Below are 21,558 nucleotides of genomic sequence, written 5' to 3' on the forward strand. Positions count from 1 at the left end.
GGGCCGCCTTCCACTCTAGACGCGAGAACCCCCATGCAACTGTCGATCTTTCTGGAAAAGATGCCCCTGATTACCCGTATAGCAAGGCTGATCCTGGTCGGCATGGCTGTGTGGCATCTCTACGTCGCCTTCGTCGGCCCGCCCAACCCCTATATCATGCGCGGCGTACACGTCGCTCTGGCGCTTTTGCTGATTTTCCTGACCGTCGACCGCAAAGGTCTGCGCAACGATGTGCCCAGTTGGTATGATGTGGTGATCGGTCTGATCGCGGCGAGCGCTGCACTCTACCCGTCCTTTAACCTTAACTACATCACGCAGCGGTTCCTCTATGTCGATCCGCTGATGCCAATGGACATCGTAGTGGGGATCACCCTTGTGGTTCTGCTGCTTGAGGCAACCAGGCGGATGCTTGGGCCAATGCTGCCGATCACCGCGCTTCTGTTTCTAGGCTACGGTCTGGCCTTCACCTCGACCCTGCCCTCGGTGATCCTAGAGCAGCTGTTCATGACCCCCGAAGGCATTTTCGGCATCCCGATTGCGGTTTCAGCGACTTATATGGTGCTGTTCATCCTCTTCGGCTCATTGGTTGAGCGGATGGGCGTGGGCCAACTCTTCATGGATTTCGCCGTAGCACTTACCGGGCGTCAGGTAGGCGGCCCGGCCAAAGTGGCCTGTGTAACCTCCGGCCTCTTCGGCTCCGTTTCCGGCTCTGCCGTAGCCAATGTGATGACGACCGGCACCTTTTCTATCCCGCTGATGAAGCGCATGGGGTTCAAACCCGCCTTCGCGGGCGCGGTAGAGGCCGTTGCCTCGACAGGCGGTCAGATCATGCCTCCCGTTATGGGGGCTGCAGCCTTTGTCATGGCGGAATATCTCGGCGTAGGCTACCTGACCGTCGCGAAATATGCGCTGGCCCCAGCGATCCTGTTCTATGTCGCGCTTTTCGCAGCCGTCCATTTCGAGGCCAAGCGCAAGGGCATCGGCTCGGTCCCGAAAGAGGATCAGGTGCCGCTGAAAACCGTGCTTCTTGAGCGTGGCCACCTGTTCTTGCCGCTGGCGATCATCGTGGGCGTGCTGATGATGGGCTACTCGGCCCCCTATGCGGCGCTTTGCGGGATCATCTCGGTCGTGCCGGTCGCGGCGCTGCGCAAGACGACGCGGCATTACGTGACCGTGGACAACATCCTTGACGCGCTTGAGGGTGGCGCGCGCAACGTGCTGGCAATTGCGGCCGCATGTGCCTGTGCGGGCATCGTGGTTGGCGTGATCGACATCACCGGCCTTGGCCTCACCTTCTCGAACTTTGTGATCGAAGCGGCCCAAGATACGCTGGTCATCGCACTGTTCCTGTCGATGATCGCGGGCATCATCCTTGGCATGGGGATGCCGACAACACCCGCCTATATCGTGCAGGTCGCTCTGCTGGTGCCGGCGCTGGTGAAACTGGGCGTTCAGGTCGAAGCGGCGCATCTCTTCGTGTTCTACTTCGCGATCCTTTCGGCCATTACTCCTCCCGTCGCCATGGCGGTCTATGCGGCCAACACCCTGTCGCATGCCAAGATTGTCGAGGCGAGCTGGGCTGCGGTGAAACTGGGTGCCACCGGCTTTATCGTGCCCTTCATGTTCGTCTATGAACCGGCGATCTTGCTGCAAGGCTCGGTCACACAGATCACGCTCGTCCTGTTGCAGGCCACCACCGGGGTTATTCTGCTGGCCGCCGCCTTGCAGCGCTACTACTTTGGCAGACTGTCCAATGTCCTGTCGGTCGTGCTTTTCGGTGCGTCGCTGCTGCTGATCTATCCTGATCTGCGGCTCACTGCCTCGGGGCTGGTCATTGCGGGTGTTATTTTGGCCTTCCAAAAGGCCCGGAACCCCAGCCCGAAGAGCCAACCGGCGACCCATACTTAAATCCTAGAATGAACGAAACGGAGCCTTCTCCATGCTGCAAAAAACTTCCCTTAAGGCGCGGACCGGCGGACAGGTCCTTGTGGATCAACTGCTGATCCACGGTGCCGACACCGCCTATTGCGTGCCCGGCGAAAGCTACCTTGAGGTGCTGGATGCGCTGCATGACGTGCAGGACCGTTTCACCCTCATCAACGCGCGGCACGAAGCCGGGGCCGCCAATATGGCCGAGACCTATGGCAAGCTTACGGGCAAGCCCGGCATCTGCATGGTCACCCGTGGCCCCGGGGCCTGCCACGCGGCGATCGGCGTGCATATCGCGCAACAAGACAGCACGCCGATGATCCTGCTCGTGGGCCAGATCGCCCGCGACACGACCGACCGCGAAGCCTTTCAGGAAGTCGACTACCGCGCCATGTTCGGCCCCATTGCCAAATGGGCCACCCAGATCGACGACCCGGCGCGGGTGCCGGAATATATGGCCCGCGCGTTCCGCGTAGCGACCTCGGGCCGCCCCGGCCCGGTGGTGATCTCCCTGCCCGAGGACATGCTGACCGAGGTGGTTTCCGTGGCCGATGCGCGACCCTATACGGCGACCCATGCTGGGCTGTCGCCTGACGATCTCAACATGCTCAAGACCGAGATCGCGCAGGCCGAACGGCCCCTGCTGCTGCTCGGCGGCTCTGGCTGGTCGGATGAAAGTGCCGCGGCCATCACCCGCTTTGCCGAGGCCAACAAGATCCCCGTCACCACGTCCTTTCGGCGGCAAGACATCGTGAACAACCTCTCGCCTGTCTATGCAGGCGATTTCGGCACCTCTACCGCGCCCAGCCTCTACGCCCATCAACGCGACGCGGATCTGCTCGTGGTGATTGGCGCACGATTGGGGGAGATGACGACCAAGACCTACACCACCATGCAATCGCCCAACCCCGACACCCGGCTGGTGCATCTTTATCCCGACGCGGATGAGATTGGGCGGGTCTATTCGCCAGATCTGGGCGTTGCCGCAGCGCCCGTTTCAGTCGCTGCCGCCTTGGACGGTGTCGATCTGGGCCGAGCAGACGCATGGGGCGCATGGTGCGAGAAACTCCACGCCGATTATCTGACGGACACCGAAGCGCCCAATGGCGGGGAATGGGACCTCGATATGGGGGTCGCACTTGCGCAGCTGCGCGATGAGCTGCCCGACGATGTGGTGGTCACGCTCGACGCGGGCAACCACACCGGCTGGGCGCAGCGTTTCCTGCGCTTTGGGCGTCCGGGGCGGATTGTCGGCTCGACCTGTGGTGCGATGGGCTATTCCGTGCCCGCCGCCGTCGCGGCGTCCATTGCAGAACCCGAACGGCTGACGCTGTCCTTTGTCGGTGATGGCGGCTTTATGATGAGCGGCAATGAACTGGCCACCGCCGCCCAATATGGCGGACGGCCCATCGTGCTGCTGTTCAACAACGGCATCTATGGCACGATCCGCATGCACCAAGAACGCGATCACCCCGAGCGTATTTCGGGCACCACCTTGCAGAACCAAGATTTCGTCAAAATGGCCGAGGGGCTGGGCGCCCATGCCGAACGGGTGACCAAGACCGAGGATTTCGCCGCCGCCTTCACCCGCGCCCGTGAGAGTGGCCGCCCGGCGCTGATCGAACTGGTGACCGACCCCGAGCAGATCTCGACCCGCACCACGATCAGCAAGCTGCGCGCCGCGGCCCAGAAAAAAGTCGACGCCGACCAGCGCTAAAGGATGAGCCAGATGACCACTCTGACAGCGCCGCGCCGCGCGCCCGAAACGGACGGGCAAGACCATAGCGCCCTGCTCAATGATCTGCGCCAAGCCATCGGTGCCAGCCATGTCATGACCGACGCCAATGACTTCGCCCTCCGGCTGATCGAAGATCGCGGGCTGCGGCGTGGCACCGCGCTGGCGCTGATCCGCCCCGGCTCGACCGAAGAGGTCGCCGCCTGCATGCGTCTCTGCCACGCGGCAAAGGTGCCGATTACGCCGCAGGGCGGCAACACCGGCCTTGCGGGGGGCGGCGTGCCGGACGGGGGCATCATCCTCACGACCGACCGGCTGAACCGGATCCGCGGGGTCGATCCGACCAATGCCACCATGACAGTCGAAGCGGGCTGCATCCTTGCCAATATCCAAGCGGCGGCGGATAAGGTCGACGCGCTCTTCCCGCTCTCGCTCGCCTCCGAAGGGTCTTGCCAGATCGGCGGCAACCTTTCGACCAACGCGGGCGGCACGGCGGTGCTGCGCTATGGCAATACCCGCGATTTGGTGCTGGGGATCGAAGCGGTGTTGCCTGATGGCCGAGTGTTGAATGACCTTGGTGGGCTGCGCAAAAACAATACGGGTTTCGACCTCAAACACCTCTTTATCGGTGCCGAAGGTACGCTTGGCATTATCACAGCAGCGGTGATCAAGCTCTTGCCCAAACCCACCGCCCGTGCCACCGCGCTGGTGGCCTGCACCGGCCCCGATCCGGCGCTCGCGCTCTATGCGCGCATGCGCGGCCAGACGGCGGACACGCTTTCAACATTCGAGTATATCGACCGGCTGGGCCTGCAAATGGTGATCGACCACGCGCCGGGCTGTAGCGATCCGATGGCCGAGGCGCATCCCGCCTACTGCCTGATCGAACTCACCGGCAATGGCGCGCAGACGGACCTTGATGCCCGTCTGCAAACCGCATTGGAAGCGGCGTTCGAGACGGAAGAAATCATCGACGCCGTGATCGGCGCATCGGAGGCCCAGAAAGACGCGCTTTGGGCGCTGCGGGAGAACCTGTCAGAGGCGCAAAAGCCCGAAGGTGCGTCGATCAAACATGACGTCTCGGTCCCTGTGTCACGCGTGGCGGATTTCATCCGCGAGGCGACCCAAGCCTGTATGGACTACATGCCCGGGCTGCGCCCCTGCCCCTTTGGCCATTTCGGCGACGGGAACTTGCATTTCAATTTGTCGCGTCCGGTGAATATGGCGGATGGGGCGTTCCTTGCCGAATACGGTGCCTTCAACCGCATCGTGCATGACATCGTACATGAAATGGGCGGGTCATTCTCGGCGGAACATGGAATCGGCACCTTCAAACGCGCTGAGCTGCGCCGGTATAAAGATCCGGTCGCGCTGGAGTTGATGGAACAGATCAAAGCTGCCCTCGACCCGGGTTATTTGATGAACCCGGGCAAGGTGCTTTGACCGCTTAGCCGCGCCCTACAAACGGCATCTTGGTGGCCATCACGGTGACGAACATGGCGTTGGAGTCGAGCGACAGCTTCGCCATGTAAGACAGCGTTTCGGCCACGTCGTTCACGTCCATGCGCGGCTCGGACATATGGCTGCCGTTGGGCTGCAGAATGCCTTCTTTCATCCGCTCGGTCATCTCGCTCGCCGCATTGCCGATGTCGATCTGTCCGCAGGCGATGTTATGCGCGCGCCCGTCGAGCGACAGCGCGCGGGTCAAGCCGGTGATCGCGTGTTTCGTAGCCGTATAGGGCACCGAGAGGGGGCGCGGCACATGAGCGCTGATCGAGCCGTTGTTGATGATCCGCCCGCCTTTCGGGTTTTGGCGTTTCATCAAGGCGAAGGCCGCGCGGGCGCAGAGGAAAGAGCCGGTCAGATTGGTCGCGACGATGTCGTTCCACTCCGCCACGCTGAGCGCGTCTACCTCAACCGCCGTACCATTGCGCCCGGCATTGTTGAACAGCAGATCCAGCCGCCCAAAGGTCGTCTCCACCCGCTCGAAAAGCGCGTCGACTTCCGCTTCAACTCCCACGTCTGCAGCCACGGCAAGATGCCCCTGCCCATCAAGCCCCGCGCAGGCGGCATCGATTTTATCCTGCTGCCGCCCGGTGAGAACGAGAGTGAAACCGTCTTTCGCCAACCGCTGCGCGCAGGCGAGGCCGACGCCGCTACCAGCCCCGGTGATCAGAGCAATCTTTTGGTCCATCCTACTATCCCATTCCTTTTTGTTGGCCTCAGGGCCGATGAGGAAAATCTAATATATAAGGTTGCGCAGGGATAGGATTTTTCGCCGCATTCCAGTCATCACGGGGGCCGCCCCTCACATTCGCGCGAGCGCACTAGACGACCGGTCTATTATTTCATAAATGCCCCTCATGACAGAGGCAAAGAAATCAGATCAGACGCGGCACCGCATCTTGGACAGCGGACGTAGCCTCGTGCTGCGGCATGGGTTCTCTGGCGTTGGCCTGTCGCGCATTCTGAGCGAAAGCGGCGTGCCCAAAGGCTCGTTCTACTATTACTTCGCGTCGAAAGAGGCTTTCGGCACCGCGATGTTGGCCGACTACGTCGAGGCCTATCTCGCCCGCGTCGATGCGTTGATCGCGGCCCCGGGAACGGCGGGCGACAAGCTCGACAGTTTCTGGGATGCATGGCTCAGCCAATCCAGCGCCCCGGGGATCGCCAGCGCTTGTTTGGTGGTGAAACTCGGATCCGAAGTCGCCGATCTGTCGGAGACGATGCGCGAAACGCTGGATCAGGGTGTCGATGCTTTGGTCGCCCGGATTGCCCAATTGCTGCGCCAAGGCGCAGAGGATGGGACCGTTCGGATGCTCGAACACCCCGAAACCACCGCCCGCATGCTCTACGCCAAATGGCTCGGTGCTGCAGTGCTGGCCAAATTGGCGCGCAGCGATGCGCCCCTGCGCATGGCCCGCGCTGAAACCTCTGCTCAACTCTCCCCCATCGGGGGCCAATTCCCAACCTGAAAGGAAACAGCATGTTCGCTGCCATCCACGACACATTCGGCGAGCCCGCCGAGGTTCTGACCACCCGCGAAACCGACAAGCCCGCGCCAGCCGCAGGCGAAGCGCTGCTGCGCATGGTGCTCTCGCCCATCCACAACCACGACCTTTGGACCGTACGCGGCAATTATGGCTACAAGCCCGACCTGCCCGGTGCCATCGGCGGCTCCGAAGCGCTTGGTATCGTCGAGGCCGTGGGCGAAGGCGTTGACGAAGCGCTGATCGGCAAGCGGGTCACGGCGGCCGGGTTCCACGGCGCATGGGCCGAGTATTTCACCGCCCCCGCCGCGGGCCTGCTGCCCCTGCCCGAAGCAATCTCGGACGAGGCCGGTGCACAATTGATCGCCATGCCGTTCAGCGCCCTGTCCCTGTTGGAGACCCTGAAGGTCCGCGAAGGCGAATGGCTGATCCAGACCGCTGCTAATGGCGCGGTGGGCAAGATTATGGTTGGTCTGGCCAAAGCGCGCGGTATCAACCTGCTGAACCTCGTGCGCCGCGAAGGGGCCGCCGAAGAGATGCGCGACACTGGCGCGGAACACGTTCTCTCTACCGAGGATGCGGATTGGCAGAGCAAAGCGCGTGAGGTGATCGGCAAAGAAGGCGCGGTTTCGGCCATCGACTCGGTCGGCGGCGAGTTAGGCGGTCAATTGGTCGAGCTTCTGGGTAAGGATGGCGAGTTGATCGTCTTCGGCACGGCGACGGGCCAGCCGCTCACCCTATCCTCGGGCGAATTGATTATGAAGCATATCACCGTCAAAGGCTTTTGGGGCTCGCGTGTCAGCAGCGAAATGGCACCTGAGACACGGGGTCGGCTGATCGGTGAGTTGGTGCAACTTGCGGCCAAGGGTCAGCTGCCCCTCGACACTGGCGGCATCTACCCGCTTGCCGAGGTGACCGAGGCGATGAAGGCTGCGCTGACCACCGGGCGCGGCGGCAAGGTCATGCTGCGCCCGTGATCGGGATTTGACGATGGCAGCGGCTCTTAGCATGGAGCCGTTGCTCTTCGCCAACTCGGCATCGGGCTGCCTAAGACTGGCCCACACTTCAAACTTACCGCTCTATAATTAGGCCAGCTGACCGTGCAGGCGATTGAACATGGCTTCAACGATAACTGCCCCTTCACCGCTATCCCAAGCGAAACCGTTACCTTCCTCATCGATACTTGCACTAACAACCCCGCCGCGGACTAGTTGCGATAGAAATCAGTCATCCGATCGCGAAACGAGGGCAACATACTACCGTCGTAGCCCTGATGCGGGACGCCGTGCCAAAGCGCGTTGAGGATCGCTTCCTCCACCGCCTCGACCGTAGCAGTGAAAAAGGCATCCATACGGTCCTCGTTCAGCCGGGTTACGGTTTGGGTATCGGGACCCCCGCATCCGATGCGGTTGGACGTCGTAAATGCCAAAGCGATATCACCGCTCTGGTGGCCAATGTGGCTGCCTAACCGTCCGAGTGCCGCCGCGCTGCGCCGGGCCATGCGGGTCACCTGGCGGGCGTCCATCGGCGCATCCGTCGCGAGAATGATAATGATTGATCCCTTGTCGGGCACGTCGCCCACCTGCCCCGGCGGCGGCACCTGCTGACCAAACACCCGAAGCGTGCTTTGTTGGCCGAAGTTCGACAGCACCAATGCGCCCAAGCCAAAACCCTCCCCACCCGGAAGCACCACCCGGCGCGACGCAGAACCGAGCCCGCCGGCGTAGCCGAAGGTTTTCATTCCACTGCCGGCCCCCACGGTGCCCTGAGCAAAATCACAGCCGCAGGCGTCAATCGCGGCCTGCGCGTGATCTTCGGTCACCGCCAGTGCCTGAATGTCGTTCACGGTGCCATCATTGCATTCCAATACCAGCGGATTGACCGTAGATGTGCCCCGCCCGATAGCCGGATTTGCAGAGATCGCCCGTCGGATCAGCGCGTTGCTACAACTTCCGACGGCAAAGGTGTTGGTCAGCAGGATCGGCGTCTCGATCTGCCCAAGTTCGGCAAGCTGCATCAGACCTGCGCTTTTGCCAAAGCCGTTAAGCACCGCAACCCCCGCAGGCACGGGCTGTCGAAAGAGATCGCCCTCATGCGGCAAAATCGCCGTCACCCCGGTACAGACTACATCCCCGCGCAGATCGTGGTTACCGACGCGCAGGCCCGCGACATCGCATATGTCATTTCGCGGCCCCGTGGGCAGGGTCCACCAGTTCTTGCTATCGATGGTGTTACGCATTTTACCTTCGGTCGTTTGTGGCTACTGATTGAATGAGAGCCGTCGGGTCATCAATCCGCACCAAAAAGGTCGCGGGTGAAGACCTTGTCGGGAACATCCGCGAGGTCGGGGTGACTGCGGTTTGCGACAATCACATCTGCCCGCGCTTTGAATTCTTCGAGATCGCGCAGGACTTTTGAGCCAAAGAACTCATCTTCTTCCAACACGGGCTCATAGACGACCACTTCGATGCCTTTAGCCTTAAGCCGTTTCATGATCCCCTGCACCGAGCTTTGACGGAAATTGTCCGACCCGGTCTTCATCACCAGCCGGTAAATGCCCACCCGCCGCGGGCCAAGCGCCAGAATTTGCTCCGAGACGAAATCTTTGCGGGTGCGGTTCGCCTCTACAATGGCATTGATCAGGTTTTGCGGCACCTCGGAATAATTGGCCAGTAACTGCTTTGAATCCTTTGGCAAACAATAGCCGCCATAGCCGAAGGAGGGGTTGTTATAATGTCCCCCGATACGCGGATCAAGGCAGGCGCCATCAATGATCTGCCGCGTGTCCAGCCCATTGGTCAGCGCATAGCTATCCAGCTCGTTAAAATAAGCGACCCGCATGGCAAGAAAGGTATTGGCAAAAAGCTTGACCGCCTCCGCCTCAGAGGCACCGGTAAAGAGCATCGGGATGTCATTGTCGATGGCCCCTTCGGCCAGCAGCTGCGCAAAACGCCGCGCGCGGGGGCTGTCTTCGCCCACAACGATACGGGAAGGGTGCAGGTTGTCGTAAAGGGCCCGACCTTCGCGGAGGAATTCGGGACTAAAAATTACCTGATCCGTCTCTATTGAAGCCGCCAAACCTGCCGTATACCCAACCGGAACCGTGGACTTGATAACGATGGTGGCCGTTTTCGAGACGGCGAGGACGGACCGCACGACCGCTTCAACACTGGAAGTGTCAAAGACATTGGTGCGCGGGTCATAGTTTGTCGGCGTGGCGATAATTACATACTCAGCCTCGCGATATGCCTCTTCCGCCTGTGTCGTAGCCCTCAGATTAAGTGGCTTTTTTGCCAGATATTGCTCGATCTCTGGATCAACGATCGGCGCGCGACGCGCATTTACCTGCGCAACACGGTCTGAGTTTAGGTCCACGGCCGTGACATCATTGTGCTGCGCCAGAAGCACTGCGTTCGACAGTCCCACATAGCCGATACCAACCACGGCGATCTTGGTCATAGACATATGGGGGCCTTTCCTGCCTGCCGCTAATGCGATGTTAGACTGCGCCTTCCCCTTTGAAAAGGTACAGCCTGACGGTGAGTTAAGTCAGGTCAGTGAAAGAGGAAGTCGGACTCGTTTAAGGAACCAAGCGCGATATCTTCAAGGATTAGCCGTCCGGTCCCCAGAGTGATAACCACATCTTCGCCGGACTGAACCATCTGCAAACCTCCGAAGGTCTGACCTGTATCAATAAGATGCAGCGTATCATTGGCAGCGTCAAAGTCCGTGATCCGGTCAGCCCCTTCATTCAGGCGGAAGACAAACACATCAGCACCGCTTCCTCCTGAAAGGAGGTCATTGCCAGTGCCGCCAGAAAGCCAATCATTGCCATCACCGCCACGTAGGTCGTCTGATCCACCTTCTCCCGACAAGAGGTCGTTACCCGTGCCGCCCCCAAGGATGTCATCATGCTGGCCGCCGTTCAAAGTATCAACACCGCCATTGCCCCAAAGCACGTCATCCCCGGCACCACCGTGCAGCGCGTCGTCCCCGTCGCCGCCGCCTAGCGTGTCCATGCCAAAGTGCCCGCGAGAGATGTCGTTCCCGGCGCCCCCCCAAAGCGCATCATTGCCGTCTTCGCCATACAGCATGTCGTCTCCCCCACCGCCACCGATGAGGTCGTCTTCGCTGCCGCCCCAAAGGGTATCACGCCCGCCGTTCGCCCAGATTTCATCCGATCCTGAGCCACCGAGGATCAGATCATTACCGCCCCCGCCTCCCATCAGATCATTGCCGCTGCCGCCTTCAAGCTGGTTATTGCCTTCGCCGCCCCAAATACTATCGGCCCCTGACCCACCTGAAAGAAGGTCATCCCCATCCCCTCCAAGTAGAAGGTCTTCACCTGAGCCACCTCGTAGGTCATCCTGCCCGGCACCACCCTCAAGCCTGTCATTTCCTTCGGCGCCACCGAGCGTATCATTACCATCACCGCCAATCACGCGGTCGTCGCCGGCGTTTGCCCAAATGACATCATCGCCCAGATCGCCATACAGAATGTCATTGCCTTCGCGCCCGCCGAGGGTGTCGTTACCGATCCCCCCATGAACAACATCGTTCCCGCCTCCGCCCCAAACAGCATCATTCCCGATGTCACCGTGTAGCGTATCATGACCGTTGCCCCCGCCGATCAGATCATGACCGGCGCCACCCCAGACATGGTCTTCACCATTGTCGGCCCAGATTTCGTCATCCCCTGCTTCACCGTAGATCCAATCATTTCCGGTGGGACCGCCACCCATGAGATCATTTCCAGCGCCACCATGCAGGGTATCGTGGCCGGTTCCCCCCCAAACTGCGTCGGCGCCATCTCCGCCGCTGATGCTGTCGTTGCCTCCTCCACCCAGCAGCAGATCCGCTCCGCCCATGCCGTTCAAACTGTCGGTGCCATCGCCCCCCCAGATTGTATCTACCTCAGCCCCTCCAATCAGTCGATCGCTTGCGCTCGTGCCGAAGAGGTTCATTCCACCAGTCGGAGAAGGGAGGGGTTCAGGTTCCGGCGTAGGTGTCGGTGTCGGCTCCGGAGTGGGTTCAGGTTCGGGTGTAGGTTCAGGTTCCGGATCGGGCTGGGTCACTGAGAGCAACACCAGCAACCGGTCTGGCCAATCAAACACCGGGCCAAAAACATCCTCTGCTTCAAGGGAATCGCCAGAATTTGACCGCAATTCAACGATCACATCGCGGAAGGTGAGCCGTGCACCCCAGGAAGTGGTTGAGAAAGCGATCTGCCCACTATTGCGCAACATAAGCAAGTCTGAGAGGTCAATCCGGTCCTCGCCGCTGACAAAATCCATAATCGTCGTTGTTCCCGCACCGCCATCGATTACGAAAACATCCGACCCGGCGCCGCCTCTCAGAGAACATGCCGTGCCGCCGCCGACCAAAATGTCATCCCCACTACCGCCAATTAATGTGTCGTTGCCGCTCCCTGCCTCCAGCATGTCATTGCCAGCGCCACCCTCAAGCCGCATAGAGTCTGCGCTTGTGTTGCGATGGATCGCTCCAAGGTTTTCTAACGAAACTGTATACTGGGTCACGCCGGCCGCTGTCCCGCTTGTGACAAAAATCTGCAGATGGTCATTCAATACTATGGCACTGATCTCCCCGACGTTCATCAGCCCAGAACCAGTCTCGTGGACGATGGTCTCAAGATGGAGCAACCGCCCGTCAGGCAGCAGGGTGAAAAGGCTCAGCCCGTCATCTCCTCCGCCCGCTATCAAAAAAACGCGGTCACCGGATTGCGCCACTGCGATGGATTGCAGATCGCCAAAGCGCGTGGCGCCATTGTCGATCAGATGTTCAGTTGGTTGAAGCGCTCCAGTCGCGTCTATCTCCATCACGCTGATCGAATTGCTTCCTGCCGCGCCTACGATCACCCAGCTTGAGCCGAAGGCACTGACGGTTTCGATTTCAGTAGGAGTTTGGATACCCAACCCTTCGGCTGCGCCAAATGCGCTCACTTGGTTCAGGTTGCCATTGCCTCCTAGACGATAGCTGACGATACCCTGTCCTGCCGGATCGGTTGCGATTAAAAAATGTGTGCCCGCAACGGTCGTCGTCTCTAGTATGATAGGTTCCTCCGCCCCGGGTGCGCGGGTGAGCCGGGCCTGTGTTTGCAAAACAAATTCGCCATCCGCATTCGAGCGGTAGCCGTAAATGCGCCCACTTTCTGCATCCGCCAAATAGGTCATAAGATTGCCGCCCAAGTCGGTTACGGCCACATCCGTCACATCGGCTGGCGCTTGGGGGCCATCACTGCGAAGCAGGCTGCCAATGGTTCCTTGATCGCTAAGCGCATAGCTCAGCAAGAGATCACTGCCCGTGCTGCCAAAGACTAGATGTTCGGTTCCGTCTATGGTGACTGCCTCGACAAATCCACCCGCGACACCGGCCAATGCAGGTGGAAAATATTGTGTGTCATTAAGCTGAGCCAATTCGCCATCGGGGCGCAGTTGATAGGCCAAAAGCCCACCCCCCTGCGCCGAGACGCCATATAGATAGCTTCCTGAAGAAAGCGTTACGATCGTGAGATCGCGCAGATCGGTGTCCAATGCGACATCGTTCGCCGCGATATGTCCGCTTCGTAGAAAATACATGGCAACAGCCCCCTTAAACCCAAGGGGGAAACTGACCTGCAATCCGGGGGAAACTGGCACCAGAATGGGGCGAAACCGGGCGCTTTAACGCAGGTTTTATACAACTAGCGGGGCATCCAGAAACAATGTCTTCGCCTTACAACGGCTTTCTGTTGCGCGCCGTCCGAACGCCCGGTTGTCAGGCTGGCAAGACTTCCTTCCCACAGTCACAGGCGACCCATAACGCGGAGAATTCTCATGTCCGACACCTCTGAGCGCCTGTCCCTTCCCTATCTGATGCCAGCACAGGCGCAGAAACATGTGACCCATAACGAGGCGCTGCAAAGACTTGACCTTTTGGTGCAGCTTGCGGTTGAGAGCTTCGACACCAGCGTGCCGCCGGCCCTTCCGCAGGCGGGGGGAGTCTATGCGCTTAGCGCGGCATCTACAGGGGCTTGGGCAGGTCATGCGGATGAACTGGCCGCTTGGGTCGACGGGAACTGGCATTTCATTGCCCCGCAGGAGGGCTGGCAGGCGCTTGATAAATCCTCCGGTGCGTTGCGCCGGCGCGTCGATGGAGGCTGGCTGGCAGTCACACTGCCCGACTTGACCGACCTTCCCGGCGTCGGGATCAACACAAGTCACGACGGCGACAATCGGCTGGCGGTCGCCTCTCCGGCGACGCTGTTTACCCATGAGGGGGCGGGGCATCAACTGAAGCTCAATAAGGCCAGCACCGGCGATACCGCCAGTCTCCTGTTTCAGACCGATTGGTCAGGCCGCGCCGAAATGGGCACGGTGGGAGAGGATGATTTCGCCATCAAGGTCAGCACCGATGGCGGCGCCTGGACGACTGCGCTGGCTTTCGACGCGGCGACGGGTCTGGCCTCGGGCGCGGCGCTGACCCAAAGCGTGGTGGACGCGACGGTAGGGCGGCTGATCCGCGTGGGTGATTTCGGGATCGGGGCGGACGCCGGGCCACCTGTTACCGACCTCGACGCGCATCAGCTTTCAGGCAGCTATTCGGGCTATGGCGGGGCCCATGCGCAGGCAGCCGCCGGGGCCAATCCCTTCCCGGCGTTGGATGGTGTCTTTGGCCTGCTCTGCGGCAACAGCACCTTGGGCGGGCAGAGTGCCTACCTCTGGCAAATCGCGGTTGGGATCGACACGCCGGGGCTGGCCTTTCGCGTACGGGCAGGCGGGGCATGGGGCAGTTGGCAGGCGCTGTGGTCCGGGGCGAACACGACCGTCGATGCCAATGGTTTTGTTAAAGAGGCAAGTCCCATCGTGCGTCTGTTCCATGATACCAGCGAAGAGCCGGCGGTGCCATTGAATGCGCGGTTTAAGCGGGTCGCTTTGGGAGAATACACATTGTCGAATGTGCCGCCGCTTGCCTCCAAGGGCTGGCAGATTGAGGTGCCGCAGGATGCGAATGGCAATCGTTTGGTCTTTGTCGATTGTAACTACGACGCGGAAAATGGGGCGCTCAATGTCCAGACCAGCACAGTGATCTGGCAGGACGGCTGGGCGGCGGGTAAGCCCTGTGACATCCCCGAGGGCCGCTGGGTTGATCTGCGGTTTGACATGCCGACGTAGGGATAAAAGAACCTCGGCCCGCTGTTACCCGCAACGGGCCGAATTGACTTTAGATGACGCCTCGCAACTGCTCGACCTCATAGTTGCCGCCGCAGAGCAAAATGACCGAGGTTTGACCCGCGTATTTCTCGGGGTCCGCCAAATAGGCGGCCAGCGCCAAGGCAGCGGCGCCTTCGACCAGCATATTCTCTTCCCAAGCCAGAACCTTCAGCGCCGCGGCGATTTGGCCTTCGTCGCAGTGCACGATCTCGTCGATCACCTCGCTGGCCATCGGCAGTGTGAGCGAGTCCGCGTCGACGCCGCCTGCCACACCGTCGGCCAATGTATCAAGATGCTCTGTCTCGACAATTTTGCCCGCTTTGATCGAGGCCGCCAAGGCGCAGCTGTTCGTCGCACTAACGCCAATGACGCGGGTCTGGGGCGAAAATTCCTTGATCACCGACCCCATGCCCGAGATCAGCCCGCCACCGCCCATTGAGATAAAGACGTTGTCGGCCCCCTCAATCTGGTCCAGCAGTTCCAGCGCGGCAGTGCCTTGCCCGGCGATCACTTCAGCGTCGTTATAGGGCGAGATATAGGTATAGCCTTCGGCCTCAGCCAATTGCTGGGCGTGCAGTTCCGAGAGTGACGCATCAGCACCGTGGATCACGACCTTGGTGCCAAAACCTTCGATGGTTTTGCGTTTCTTGGCGACCACCGTTTCAGGCAGCACGACGATCAACTCATGCCCCGTTGTCTGCGCGGCAAGCGAGCAGGCGATGCCGTGGTTGCCCGACGACGCGGTGATGACCGGACGGTCGAGCGGCACGGTGGTCAGCTTGGCACTGGCCCCGCGCAGCTTGAAGGATCCGGTGTGCTGGAAGTTCTCAGTTTTGTAGAAAAGCCGCGTCCCCTCTGCCATCGGCAGGCGCGACGCGATGACCGGCGTGCGGTAAATTGCGCCTGCGATCTTGCGGTGAACCGCGCAGGAACGCGCGGCGGATTGGGAGATCAGGTCAGAGACAGGGGACATGGCAGTTTCCATCAGATTAAGTGAGATCGGGGTGAGCGGCGTGAAGCACAGCGAGCGAAATCGCGGCATCCTGAACCGCAAGGCCCGTGAGGTCAGCGATGGTGATCTGCGCCTCATCGGCCCGGCCCGGATGCGCGCCAGATAGGACTGATCCTAGGGCTACAACATCCTCAGCAATCCCGGCTTCAGCCTCCGCCGTGGCGAATTCACCATGATGCAGAGACTGCGCAGCCAGGTCACAAACCAACAGGTCAGCCGAAGTTACAAGGTCCGTCGCCAGTTCTTGCTTGCCGGGGCTGTCCGCACCGACGGCGGTGATATGGGTGCCTGGGGCGATCCAGTTGCGTGCAATGAGCGGGATCTTCGCAGGTGTGGTGGTGATGATAACCTGTGCCGCCCGGCAGGCGGTTTCGAGGTCGGGGGCGACGGTGGCGTTAAGGCCCTCGGCTCCGAGCTCTCCTGCGGCCGCCTCTGCCTTGGCCGCATCGCGCCCCGAGATGGTGAAGGTCAGCTTCCGCTCGGGCAGCAGCGCCTTCAGACAGCGCGCTTGGAAGCGGCACTGCAGCCCGGTACCAACGATCAGCACCCGCTCAAACCCGTCAACACCAAGCGCGCGACTGGCCAGCGCCCCGCCCAGCCCGGTGCGCATATCGGTCAGCCAGCCTTCATCCCGCAGGATCGCCAGCGGCGCGCCAGTGGTGGCCGAGAACATCAGGTTAAGGCCGTTTGAACTGGGCAGCCCCTTAGCGGGATTGTCGTAAAAGCCGGTGGCAACCTTGATGACAAACCCTTCGGTGCCAAGCACATAGCCCGTTTTTACATGGCAATCCCCATTGGCCGTGTCAAAGCCCAAATAGGTCACCGGCGGCGCCTGCACCCGGCCCTCGGCAGAGGCGATATAGGCGTTTTCGATAGCCTGTGCCGCCGCCGTCAGATCGAAATGCCCCTGGATTTGACTTTTGTTCAGGTCGATCACACACGGTTCCCCTTGGATCACTGGCAATATCGGTTGACCCGATTTCTGGATCGAATTATCTAATTTACAATTTCCTGTCAATCAATGGAACGCCCCGCCGATGCCCGAGCCGACCTTTGACAATGCCTGTGCCACGGCAGATGCCATCGCCTGCCTCTTCGGCGCGCGGGTGGAGGTTGTGGTCCATGATCTGACGGCCGAGCGTATCGCCCATATCGCAAATCCGATGTCACAGCGCAGCATTGGCGATCCGTCGAACATGCATGAGATTGACCTTGGCGAAGCCCCGGTGATTGGCCCCTATGAAAAGGTGAACTGGAACGGCTCCACCTTAAGGTCGATCAGCATCCTGCAACGGCGCGCGGATGGCACGGCGGCCTATGTGATCTGCATCAACCACGATCAGGCCGATCTGCTGGCGCTGCGACGTGTGGCTGAGGCGCTTGGCCCCACGCCCTTGGAAGATGATGAGCCACAGGCGCTGCTGCGCAATGACTGGCATGATCGGCTCAACAGCTATGCTAGCGCGTGGTGCCGTGACCGGGGGATGCGGATTGACGCGCTTGGGCGTGATGATCGCCGTGCATTGATCGGTGACCTGTCGGCCTCCGGCGCCTTGGCCGAACGCCATGCCGCCGCCTATGTGGCGCGGATGGTGGGGGTGAGCCGGGCGACGATCTATAACGACCTGAAGGCGCGCCAAGACGGAGACGCGGAATGACCGATATCTCACCGGCGCTTGCTCTGCTGGAGAAGTTGATCGCCTTCCCCACGGTGTCGCACCGCTCGAACCGTGCACTGGTTGCTTTCGTCTCAGACTACCTAAGCGGGCTGGGGGTGGCGCATCATATTTTTCCCGATGAGACAGATGAGAAAGAAGGGCTGATCGCCCATATCGGGCCGCAGGTCGAAGGCGCGGTGATCCTGTCGGGCCATACCGATGTTGTGCCGACCGAGGGTCAATCGTGGCGGTACGACCCGTGGAGCCTGACGCTGGAGGACGGGCGTTATTTCGGGCGCGGCACCTGTGACATGAAAGGCTTCGTGGCGCTGGTCCTTGCGGCTGTCCCACAGATGTTGGCGCAGCCATTGGTCCGCCCTATTCAATTGGCGTTTTCCTATGATGAGGAACCCGGCTGCCTTGGAACCTTGCCCTTGATAGACGCGCTGGCACAGCATTACCCGCGCGCCGAAAGCGTGATCGTTGGCGAGCCGACGCAGATGAAAGTGGTGACCGGCCATAAGGGTGGGATCGGGATTAAAACCACTCTGCGCGGGCTGGCGGCGCATAGCTCTAACCCCGGGCGCGGGGTTTCGGCCATCGCCCATGCGCTGCCGCTAATCGACTGGCATCAACGGCAAATGGAACAAGAGGCCGCAAGCGCAAGGCCGAGTGGTTTCGACCCCGCTTTTACGACGCTTCAGGTGGGCACTCTTCACGGCGGAACGGCCCTGAATACCGTGCCCGACGTGTGCGTCTTTGAGAGCGACATCCGCTATGTACCGCCCCAGACCGCAGACGATTGGATCGCGGCCTACCGGGCCGAGGCTGCCAAGGTCGAAGCTGCGATGCAGGCCCGCCACCCTGAGACCAGTGTAACGCTGAGCGATATCGACATCGCCCCGGCGCTGGCCCCCGAACCCAGCAACGCAGCCGAGGAACTGGCACGGCGGCTGACCGGCGACAACTCTGACACCCTTGTCGCCTATCAGACCGAGGCCGGGCATTTCCAAAGTGCGGGCTATGCCACTGTGGTCTGCGGACCGGGCAGCATCACGCAAGCCCATCAAGCGGATGAATATATCACCGCTGATGAGCTGCGCCGTGGGGCCGCATTTCTGTCAAAGCTGATCGACAGTCTCCGCTGAGCTGACGCCCTGCCGCGCAAGGAAGGCCGAGACCCGTTCCAATCCAGCGCGCAGATCCGCCGTGGGGTTGGCATAGCCGATGCGCAGCCAGCCCTCCATGTCCATCGCGCTGCCGGGGGTGAAAAGCACCCCCTCCTCCTCCAGCAACCGGGTGCAGAAATCGCGCGAGGGCAGCGGCAAGTCATACTTTACCAGCGCGGTCGTGCCGGACTTGGGCCTGACCCAAGAAATCAGCGGCTCAGCCTCAACCCAGTCTGACAGGATCGCGAGGTTCTCGCGGGTGATGCGATGGGCGCGTTTGAGGATTTTCCCTCGGTTCTCCAGCGCGAGGGCCGAGAAATACTCATCAATCCTACCGACAGAAATGGTGTTATAGTCGCGGTGGATCATAATCCGTTCTAGCAAGTCGCGCGGGCCCGCGACCCAACCGACGCGCAGCCCGGCCAGAGAATAGGCTTTGGACATGCCCGCCGTGCTGATGCCCTTGTCGTAGAGGTCGCAGATCGACGCGGTATAGCCGTCGCCCGCCTGATCCGTCCCGCGATAGACCTCATCGCAGAGCACCCAAGCATCGCTGCCGCGCGCAATTTCCGCGATTTGGGTCAGCATCTCGCGGTCCATCAAAGCGCCGGTGGGGTTGTTGGGGTTGTTTGTTGCGATCATCCGCGTATCGGGGCGCATCATGGCGCGCAATTCGTTGAGATCGGGCAGAAAGCCGTTCTCTTCGCGCAGGTGCAGCAGCTCAACCTCGGCGCCGATGCTTTCCGGGATGGAATAATGCTGCTGGTAGGTGGGCACGATGGCGATGACGTGATCACCACGGCTCACAAGCGTCTGATGTACCAGTGAATTCGCGCCAATGGTGCCATGGGTCGTCAGCACATTGTCACGGGACTGGCCCTCGTAAAGCCCCGCCGCCGCGTCGCGCAGCCGGTCGGACCCCTCAATCGCGCCGTATCCCATCCGCATCTCGCGCAGTTCGCCCAAGACACTATTGTCGACACCCGCCATGTCGATCAGATCGCCCAACGTGATCGAGTCCACGCAGGTTTCGGCAAGGTTATAGCGGCAGTGGTTCTCGAATTCGTTCATCCACATTTCAACGCCGAAGGTTTTGATGTCCATCGTGTAGTCCTCTCGATTATCAGCTGCGGGCCGGGCCGCTTAACGCCGCCATCAGCAGTTCCAGAAACTTGGGCGCCTGCGGTGGGGCGAGCCAGCGCATCACGGCCACGATTTCCTGCTCCGGTGCGATCCAGATCATATGGCCGCCCGCACCCTGAGCGCTAAAGGCGGACTCGGGCAAAGCTGGGTTGGCGTCCTGCCCCCGGTTCAGCCACCACAAGAATCCGTATTTGTCGAGGGTCGTCGTGGGCGTCAGCGACTGCCGCATCCAGTCTTCAGGCAAGATTTGCACGCCGTCCCACTGGCCATTCTGACAGATGAACTGACCGAATTTCGCATGATCCTCGGCCCCGATGAAAAGCCCGCCGCCCCAGTGTCCGCCGCCGGTGACCGACTGAACGCGCGTGCCGTCGATCTCGACCCAAGAGGTGGAATAGCCTTCCCACCGCCAATCGGCGGAAGCGCCAATCGGGTCCATGATCCGTTCGCGCAGCACCTCCGGCAAGGGGCAGCCAAACCGGCACAGCAGGGCATAGGCCAGCGCGTTCACCCGCACGTCGTTGTATTCGTAATGGCTCCCCGGCGCGCCGACCTCGCGCAACTGCCCCTTGCGGCTGTTGTCCGCGCCAGCGCCAATCTGGCGATAGTGATCCACCTGATCATCCTTGCCAAAAATCTCACCGCGCCATTCGCTGTTCATCTGCAACATATGCCGCCACGTGATGCGCCTGTTGTGATCGCCCGAAAAATGCGGCCCCGGCACGCTGTCGCCCACGGGGGCGTCGAGGTCCGCAATCAACCCGTCCTTCACCGCCAGCCCCGCGAGTACCGAGAGGTAACTCTTGGCGATGGAAAAGGTCATGTCGGTGCGCGTCGTGTCGCCCCAATCCGCCACGCGCTGCCCCCGGTGCAGGATCACACCCGCCGGGCCACCGCGCGGGGCGACTGGGCCGACGATCTCGGTCCACGGGCCGCTTTCATCCCACTCGCGGTTGCCGACATAGGCGCCATCGGGGTAGTACATCTCGCGCGGCCAAGCGGTTTCATGCGCGAGGGCGTGATCTACGGCGGCCTGCAAGGCGGAGGTGGCGGCGAAGGTCATTTGGCTCTCCTTGGGGGTCGGGCGAACTCTTTCCAAGGGGGCACCGTTTGTAAACCGCAAATCCAACCCTTTGCAGGGGTTTACCCGGTTATGTCGGGATAGACCTGAGAGCGCTTGACCACGCCATAAACGAAGCTGGTGTCGATCGATCCGATCCCGCCAATGGGATGCAACCGCGTGCGCACGAAGCGTTCGTAGTCTTCAAGATCGCCCACCACCACGCGCAGCAGATAATCCGACAGCCCGCTCATCACGAAACATTCCAGCACTTCGGGGATTGCGCGTATCTGGCTTTCGAAGCGTTTTACTGTGCCCTCGTCATGACCATCCAGCGTCACCCGCACCATGACCGTGACCGGCAGGCCGTAGGCCTTGGCGTCGACCTCCAAACTATAGCCCCGGATCGCACCGCTCTTCTCTAAGGCCCGCAGGCGGCGCAAACAGGGCGAAGGCGATAGGTTTACCTCCTGCGCGAGGTCGAGATTGGTCATCCGCCCATTACGTTGAAGCGCGCGGATGATTTTGCGGTCGGTGCTGTCCAATTGGGGTATCTGGGGCATAATATGCCAAATCTCCTGTTTTCAGGGGATATAATAGCTACCTAATGCCAAAGCGACCATCCGATAATGCCCCTAACAACTTTGAGGGG

The 21,558-nt window shown here is 60.9% G+C and carries 17 protein-coding genes; 8 read left to right on the forward strand and 9 right to left on the reverse strand.

Going from position 1 to position 21,558, the window contains the following annotated elements; translation table 11 throughout:
* Positions 1-33 precede the first annotated feature (33 nt).
* The 3 genes from K3759_RS18225 to K3759_RS18235 are packed head-to-tail and all read left to right on the forward strand — an operon-like array spanning position 34 to position 5,107.
* The gene (locus K3759_RS18225; RefSeq protein WP_259986012.1) at positions 34-1,908 is read left to right on the forward strand and encodes a TRAP transporter permease; all 1,875 of its coding nucleotides are present in this window, start codon (positions 34-36) and stop codon (positions 1,906-1,908) included.
* A 31-nt stretch (positions 1,909-1,939) separates the two neighbouring features.
* On the forward strand, positions 1,940-3,646 hold the full coding sequence (locus K3759_RS18230; protein WP_259986014.1) for a thiamine pyrophosphate-binding protein: 1,707 nt from the start codon (positions 1,940-1,942) through the stop codon (positions 3,644-3,646).
* Positions 3,647-3,658: 12 nt separating this feature from the next.
* A complete protein-coding gene (locus K3759_RS18235; protein ID WP_259986016.1) occupies positions 3,659-5,107 on the forward strand; it encodes an FAD-binding oxidoreductase in 1,449 nt (482 codons plus the stop codon).
* Between the two features lie 4 nt (positions 5,108-5,111).
* Here K3759_RS18235 and K3759_RS18240 read toward each other — a convergent pair whose 3' ends face one another.
* On the reverse strand, positions 5,112-5,858 hold the full coding sequence (locus K3759_RS18240; RefSeq protein ID WP_259986018.1) for an SDR family oxidoreductase: 747 nt from the start codon (positions 5,856-5,858) through the stop codon (positions 5,112-5,114).
* Between the two features lie 169 nt (positions 5,859-6,027).
* On the opposite strand from K3759_RS18240, the gene K3759_RS18245 reads away from it, so the two are divergent.
* Together K3759_RS18245 and K3759_RS18250 are read left to right on the forward strand one after the other, a co-directional pair.
* Positions 6,028-6,639, forward strand: coding sequence for a TetR/AcrR family transcriptional regulator (locus K3759_RS18245; RefSeq protein WP_259986020.1), 612 nt, complete (start codon positions 6,028-6,030; stop codon positions 6,637-6,639).
* An 11-nt stretch (positions 6,640-6,650) separates the two neighbouring features.
* A complete protein-coding gene (locus tag K3759_RS18250; protein WP_259986022.1) occupies positions 6,651-7,631 on the forward strand; it encodes a zinc-binding dehydrogenase in 981 nt (326 codons plus the stop codon).
* 230 nt (positions 7,632-7,861) lie between these two features.
* Here the strand turns inward: K3759_RS18250 and K3759_RS18255 are convergent, their stop codons facing one another.
* The 3 genes from K3759_RS18255 to K3759_RS18265 form a co-directional block, all read right to left on the reverse strand.
* Positions 7,862-8,893: a P1 family peptidase gene (locus tag K3759_RS18255; RefSeq protein ID WP_259986024.1), complete on the reverse strand. Its 1,032-nt coding sequence runs from the start codon at positions 8,891-8,893 to the stop codon at positions 7,862-7,864.
* A 50-nt stretch (positions 8,894-8,943) separates the two neighbouring features.
* Positions 8,944-10,119: a nucleotide sugar dehydrogenase gene (locus K3759_RS18260; protein ID WP_259986026.1), complete on the reverse strand. Its 1,176-nt coding sequence runs from the start codon at positions 10,117-10,119 to the stop codon at positions 8,944-8,946.
* Between the two features lie 89 nt (positions 10,120-10,208).
* Complete coding sequence (locus K3759_RS18265; RefSeq protein ID WP_259986027.1) at positions 10,209-13,250, reverse strand: M10 family metallopeptidase C-terminal domain-containing protein; 3,042 nt, start codon at positions 13,248-13,250, stop codon at positions 10,209-10,211.
* 237 nt (positions 13,251-13,487) lie between these two features.
* Here K3759_RS18265 and K3759_RS18270 point away from each other — a divergent pair, with 237 nt between their 5' ends.
* The gene (locus tag K3759_RS18270; RefSeq protein WP_259986029.1) at positions 13,488-14,825 is read left to right on the forward strand and encodes a DUF2793 domain-containing protein; all 1,338 of its coding nucleotides are present in this window, start codon (positions 13,488-13,490) and stop codon (positions 14,823-14,825) included.
* Positions 14,826-14,874: 49 nt separating this feature from the next.
* Here the strand turns inward: K3759_RS18270 and K3759_RS18275 are convergent, their stop codons facing one another.
* Both K3759_RS18275 and K3759_RS18280 read right to left on the reverse strand, forming a co-directional pair.
* A complete protein-coding gene (locus tag K3759_RS18275; protein WP_259986030.1) occupies positions 14,875-15,837 on the reverse strand; it encodes a pyridoxal-phosphate dependent enzyme in 963 nt (320 codons plus the stop codon).
* 16 nt (positions 15,838-15,853) lie between these two features.
* Positions 15,854-16,813: an ornithine cyclodeaminase family protein gene (locus K3759_RS18280; protein ID WP_259986031.1), complete on the reverse strand. Its 960-nt coding sequence runs from the start codon at positions 16,811-16,813 to the stop codon at positions 15,854-15,856.
* A 100-nt stretch (positions 16,814-16,913) separates the two neighbouring features.
* Between K3759_RS18280 and K3759_RS18285 the strand changes: the two genes are divergently transcribed.
* Together K3759_RS18285 and argE are read left to right on the forward strand one after the other, a co-directional pair.
* Entirely contained in the window at positions 16,914-17,534 is a 621-nt protein-coding gene (locus tag K3759_RS18285) for a transcriptional regulator (RefSeq protein ID WP_259986032.1), read from the forward strand.
* Positions 17,531-18,682 carry an acetylornithine deacetylase gene (gene argE / locus K3759_RS18290; protein WP_259986033.1) on the forward strand — a complete coding sequence of 384 codons (1,152 nt, stop codon included), beginning with the start codon at positions 17,531-17,533 and terminating at the stop codon, positions 18,680-18,682. The genes K3759_RS18285 and argE overlap by 4 nt, the downstream gene beginning before the upstream one ends.
* Here argE and K3759_RS18295 read toward each other — a convergent pair.
* The 3 genes from K3759_RS18295 to K3759_RS18305 form a co-directional block, all read right to left on the reverse strand.
* On the reverse strand, positions 18,656-19,807 hold the full coding sequence (locus K3759_RS18295; RefSeq protein WP_259986034.1) for an aminotransferase: 1,152 nt from the start codon (positions 19,805-19,807) through the stop codon (positions 18,656-18,658). The genes argE and K3759_RS18295 overlap by 27 nt on opposite strands.
* A 19-nt stretch (positions 19,808-19,826) precedes the next feature.
* A complete protein-coding gene (locus K3759_RS18300) occupies positions 19,827-20,909 on the reverse strand; it encodes a serine hydrolase (RefSeq protein ID WP_259986035.1) in 1,083 nt (360 codons plus the stop codon).
* A gap of 80 nt (positions 20,910-20,989) precedes the next feature.
* Positions 20,990-21,469: an Lrp/AsnC family transcriptional regulator gene (locus K3759_RS18305; RefSeq protein WP_259986036.1), complete on the reverse strand. Its 480-nt coding sequence runs from the start codon at positions 21,467-21,469 to the stop codon at positions 20,990-20,992.
* Between the last annotated feature and the right edge of the window lie 89 nt (positions 21,470-21,558).

It is taken from the genome of Sulfitobacter sp. W027 (genome assembly GCF_025143985.1).
Taxonomy (GTDB): domain Bacteria; phylum Pseudomonadota; class Alphaproteobacteria; order Rhodobacterales; family Rhodobacteraceae; genus Sulfitobacter.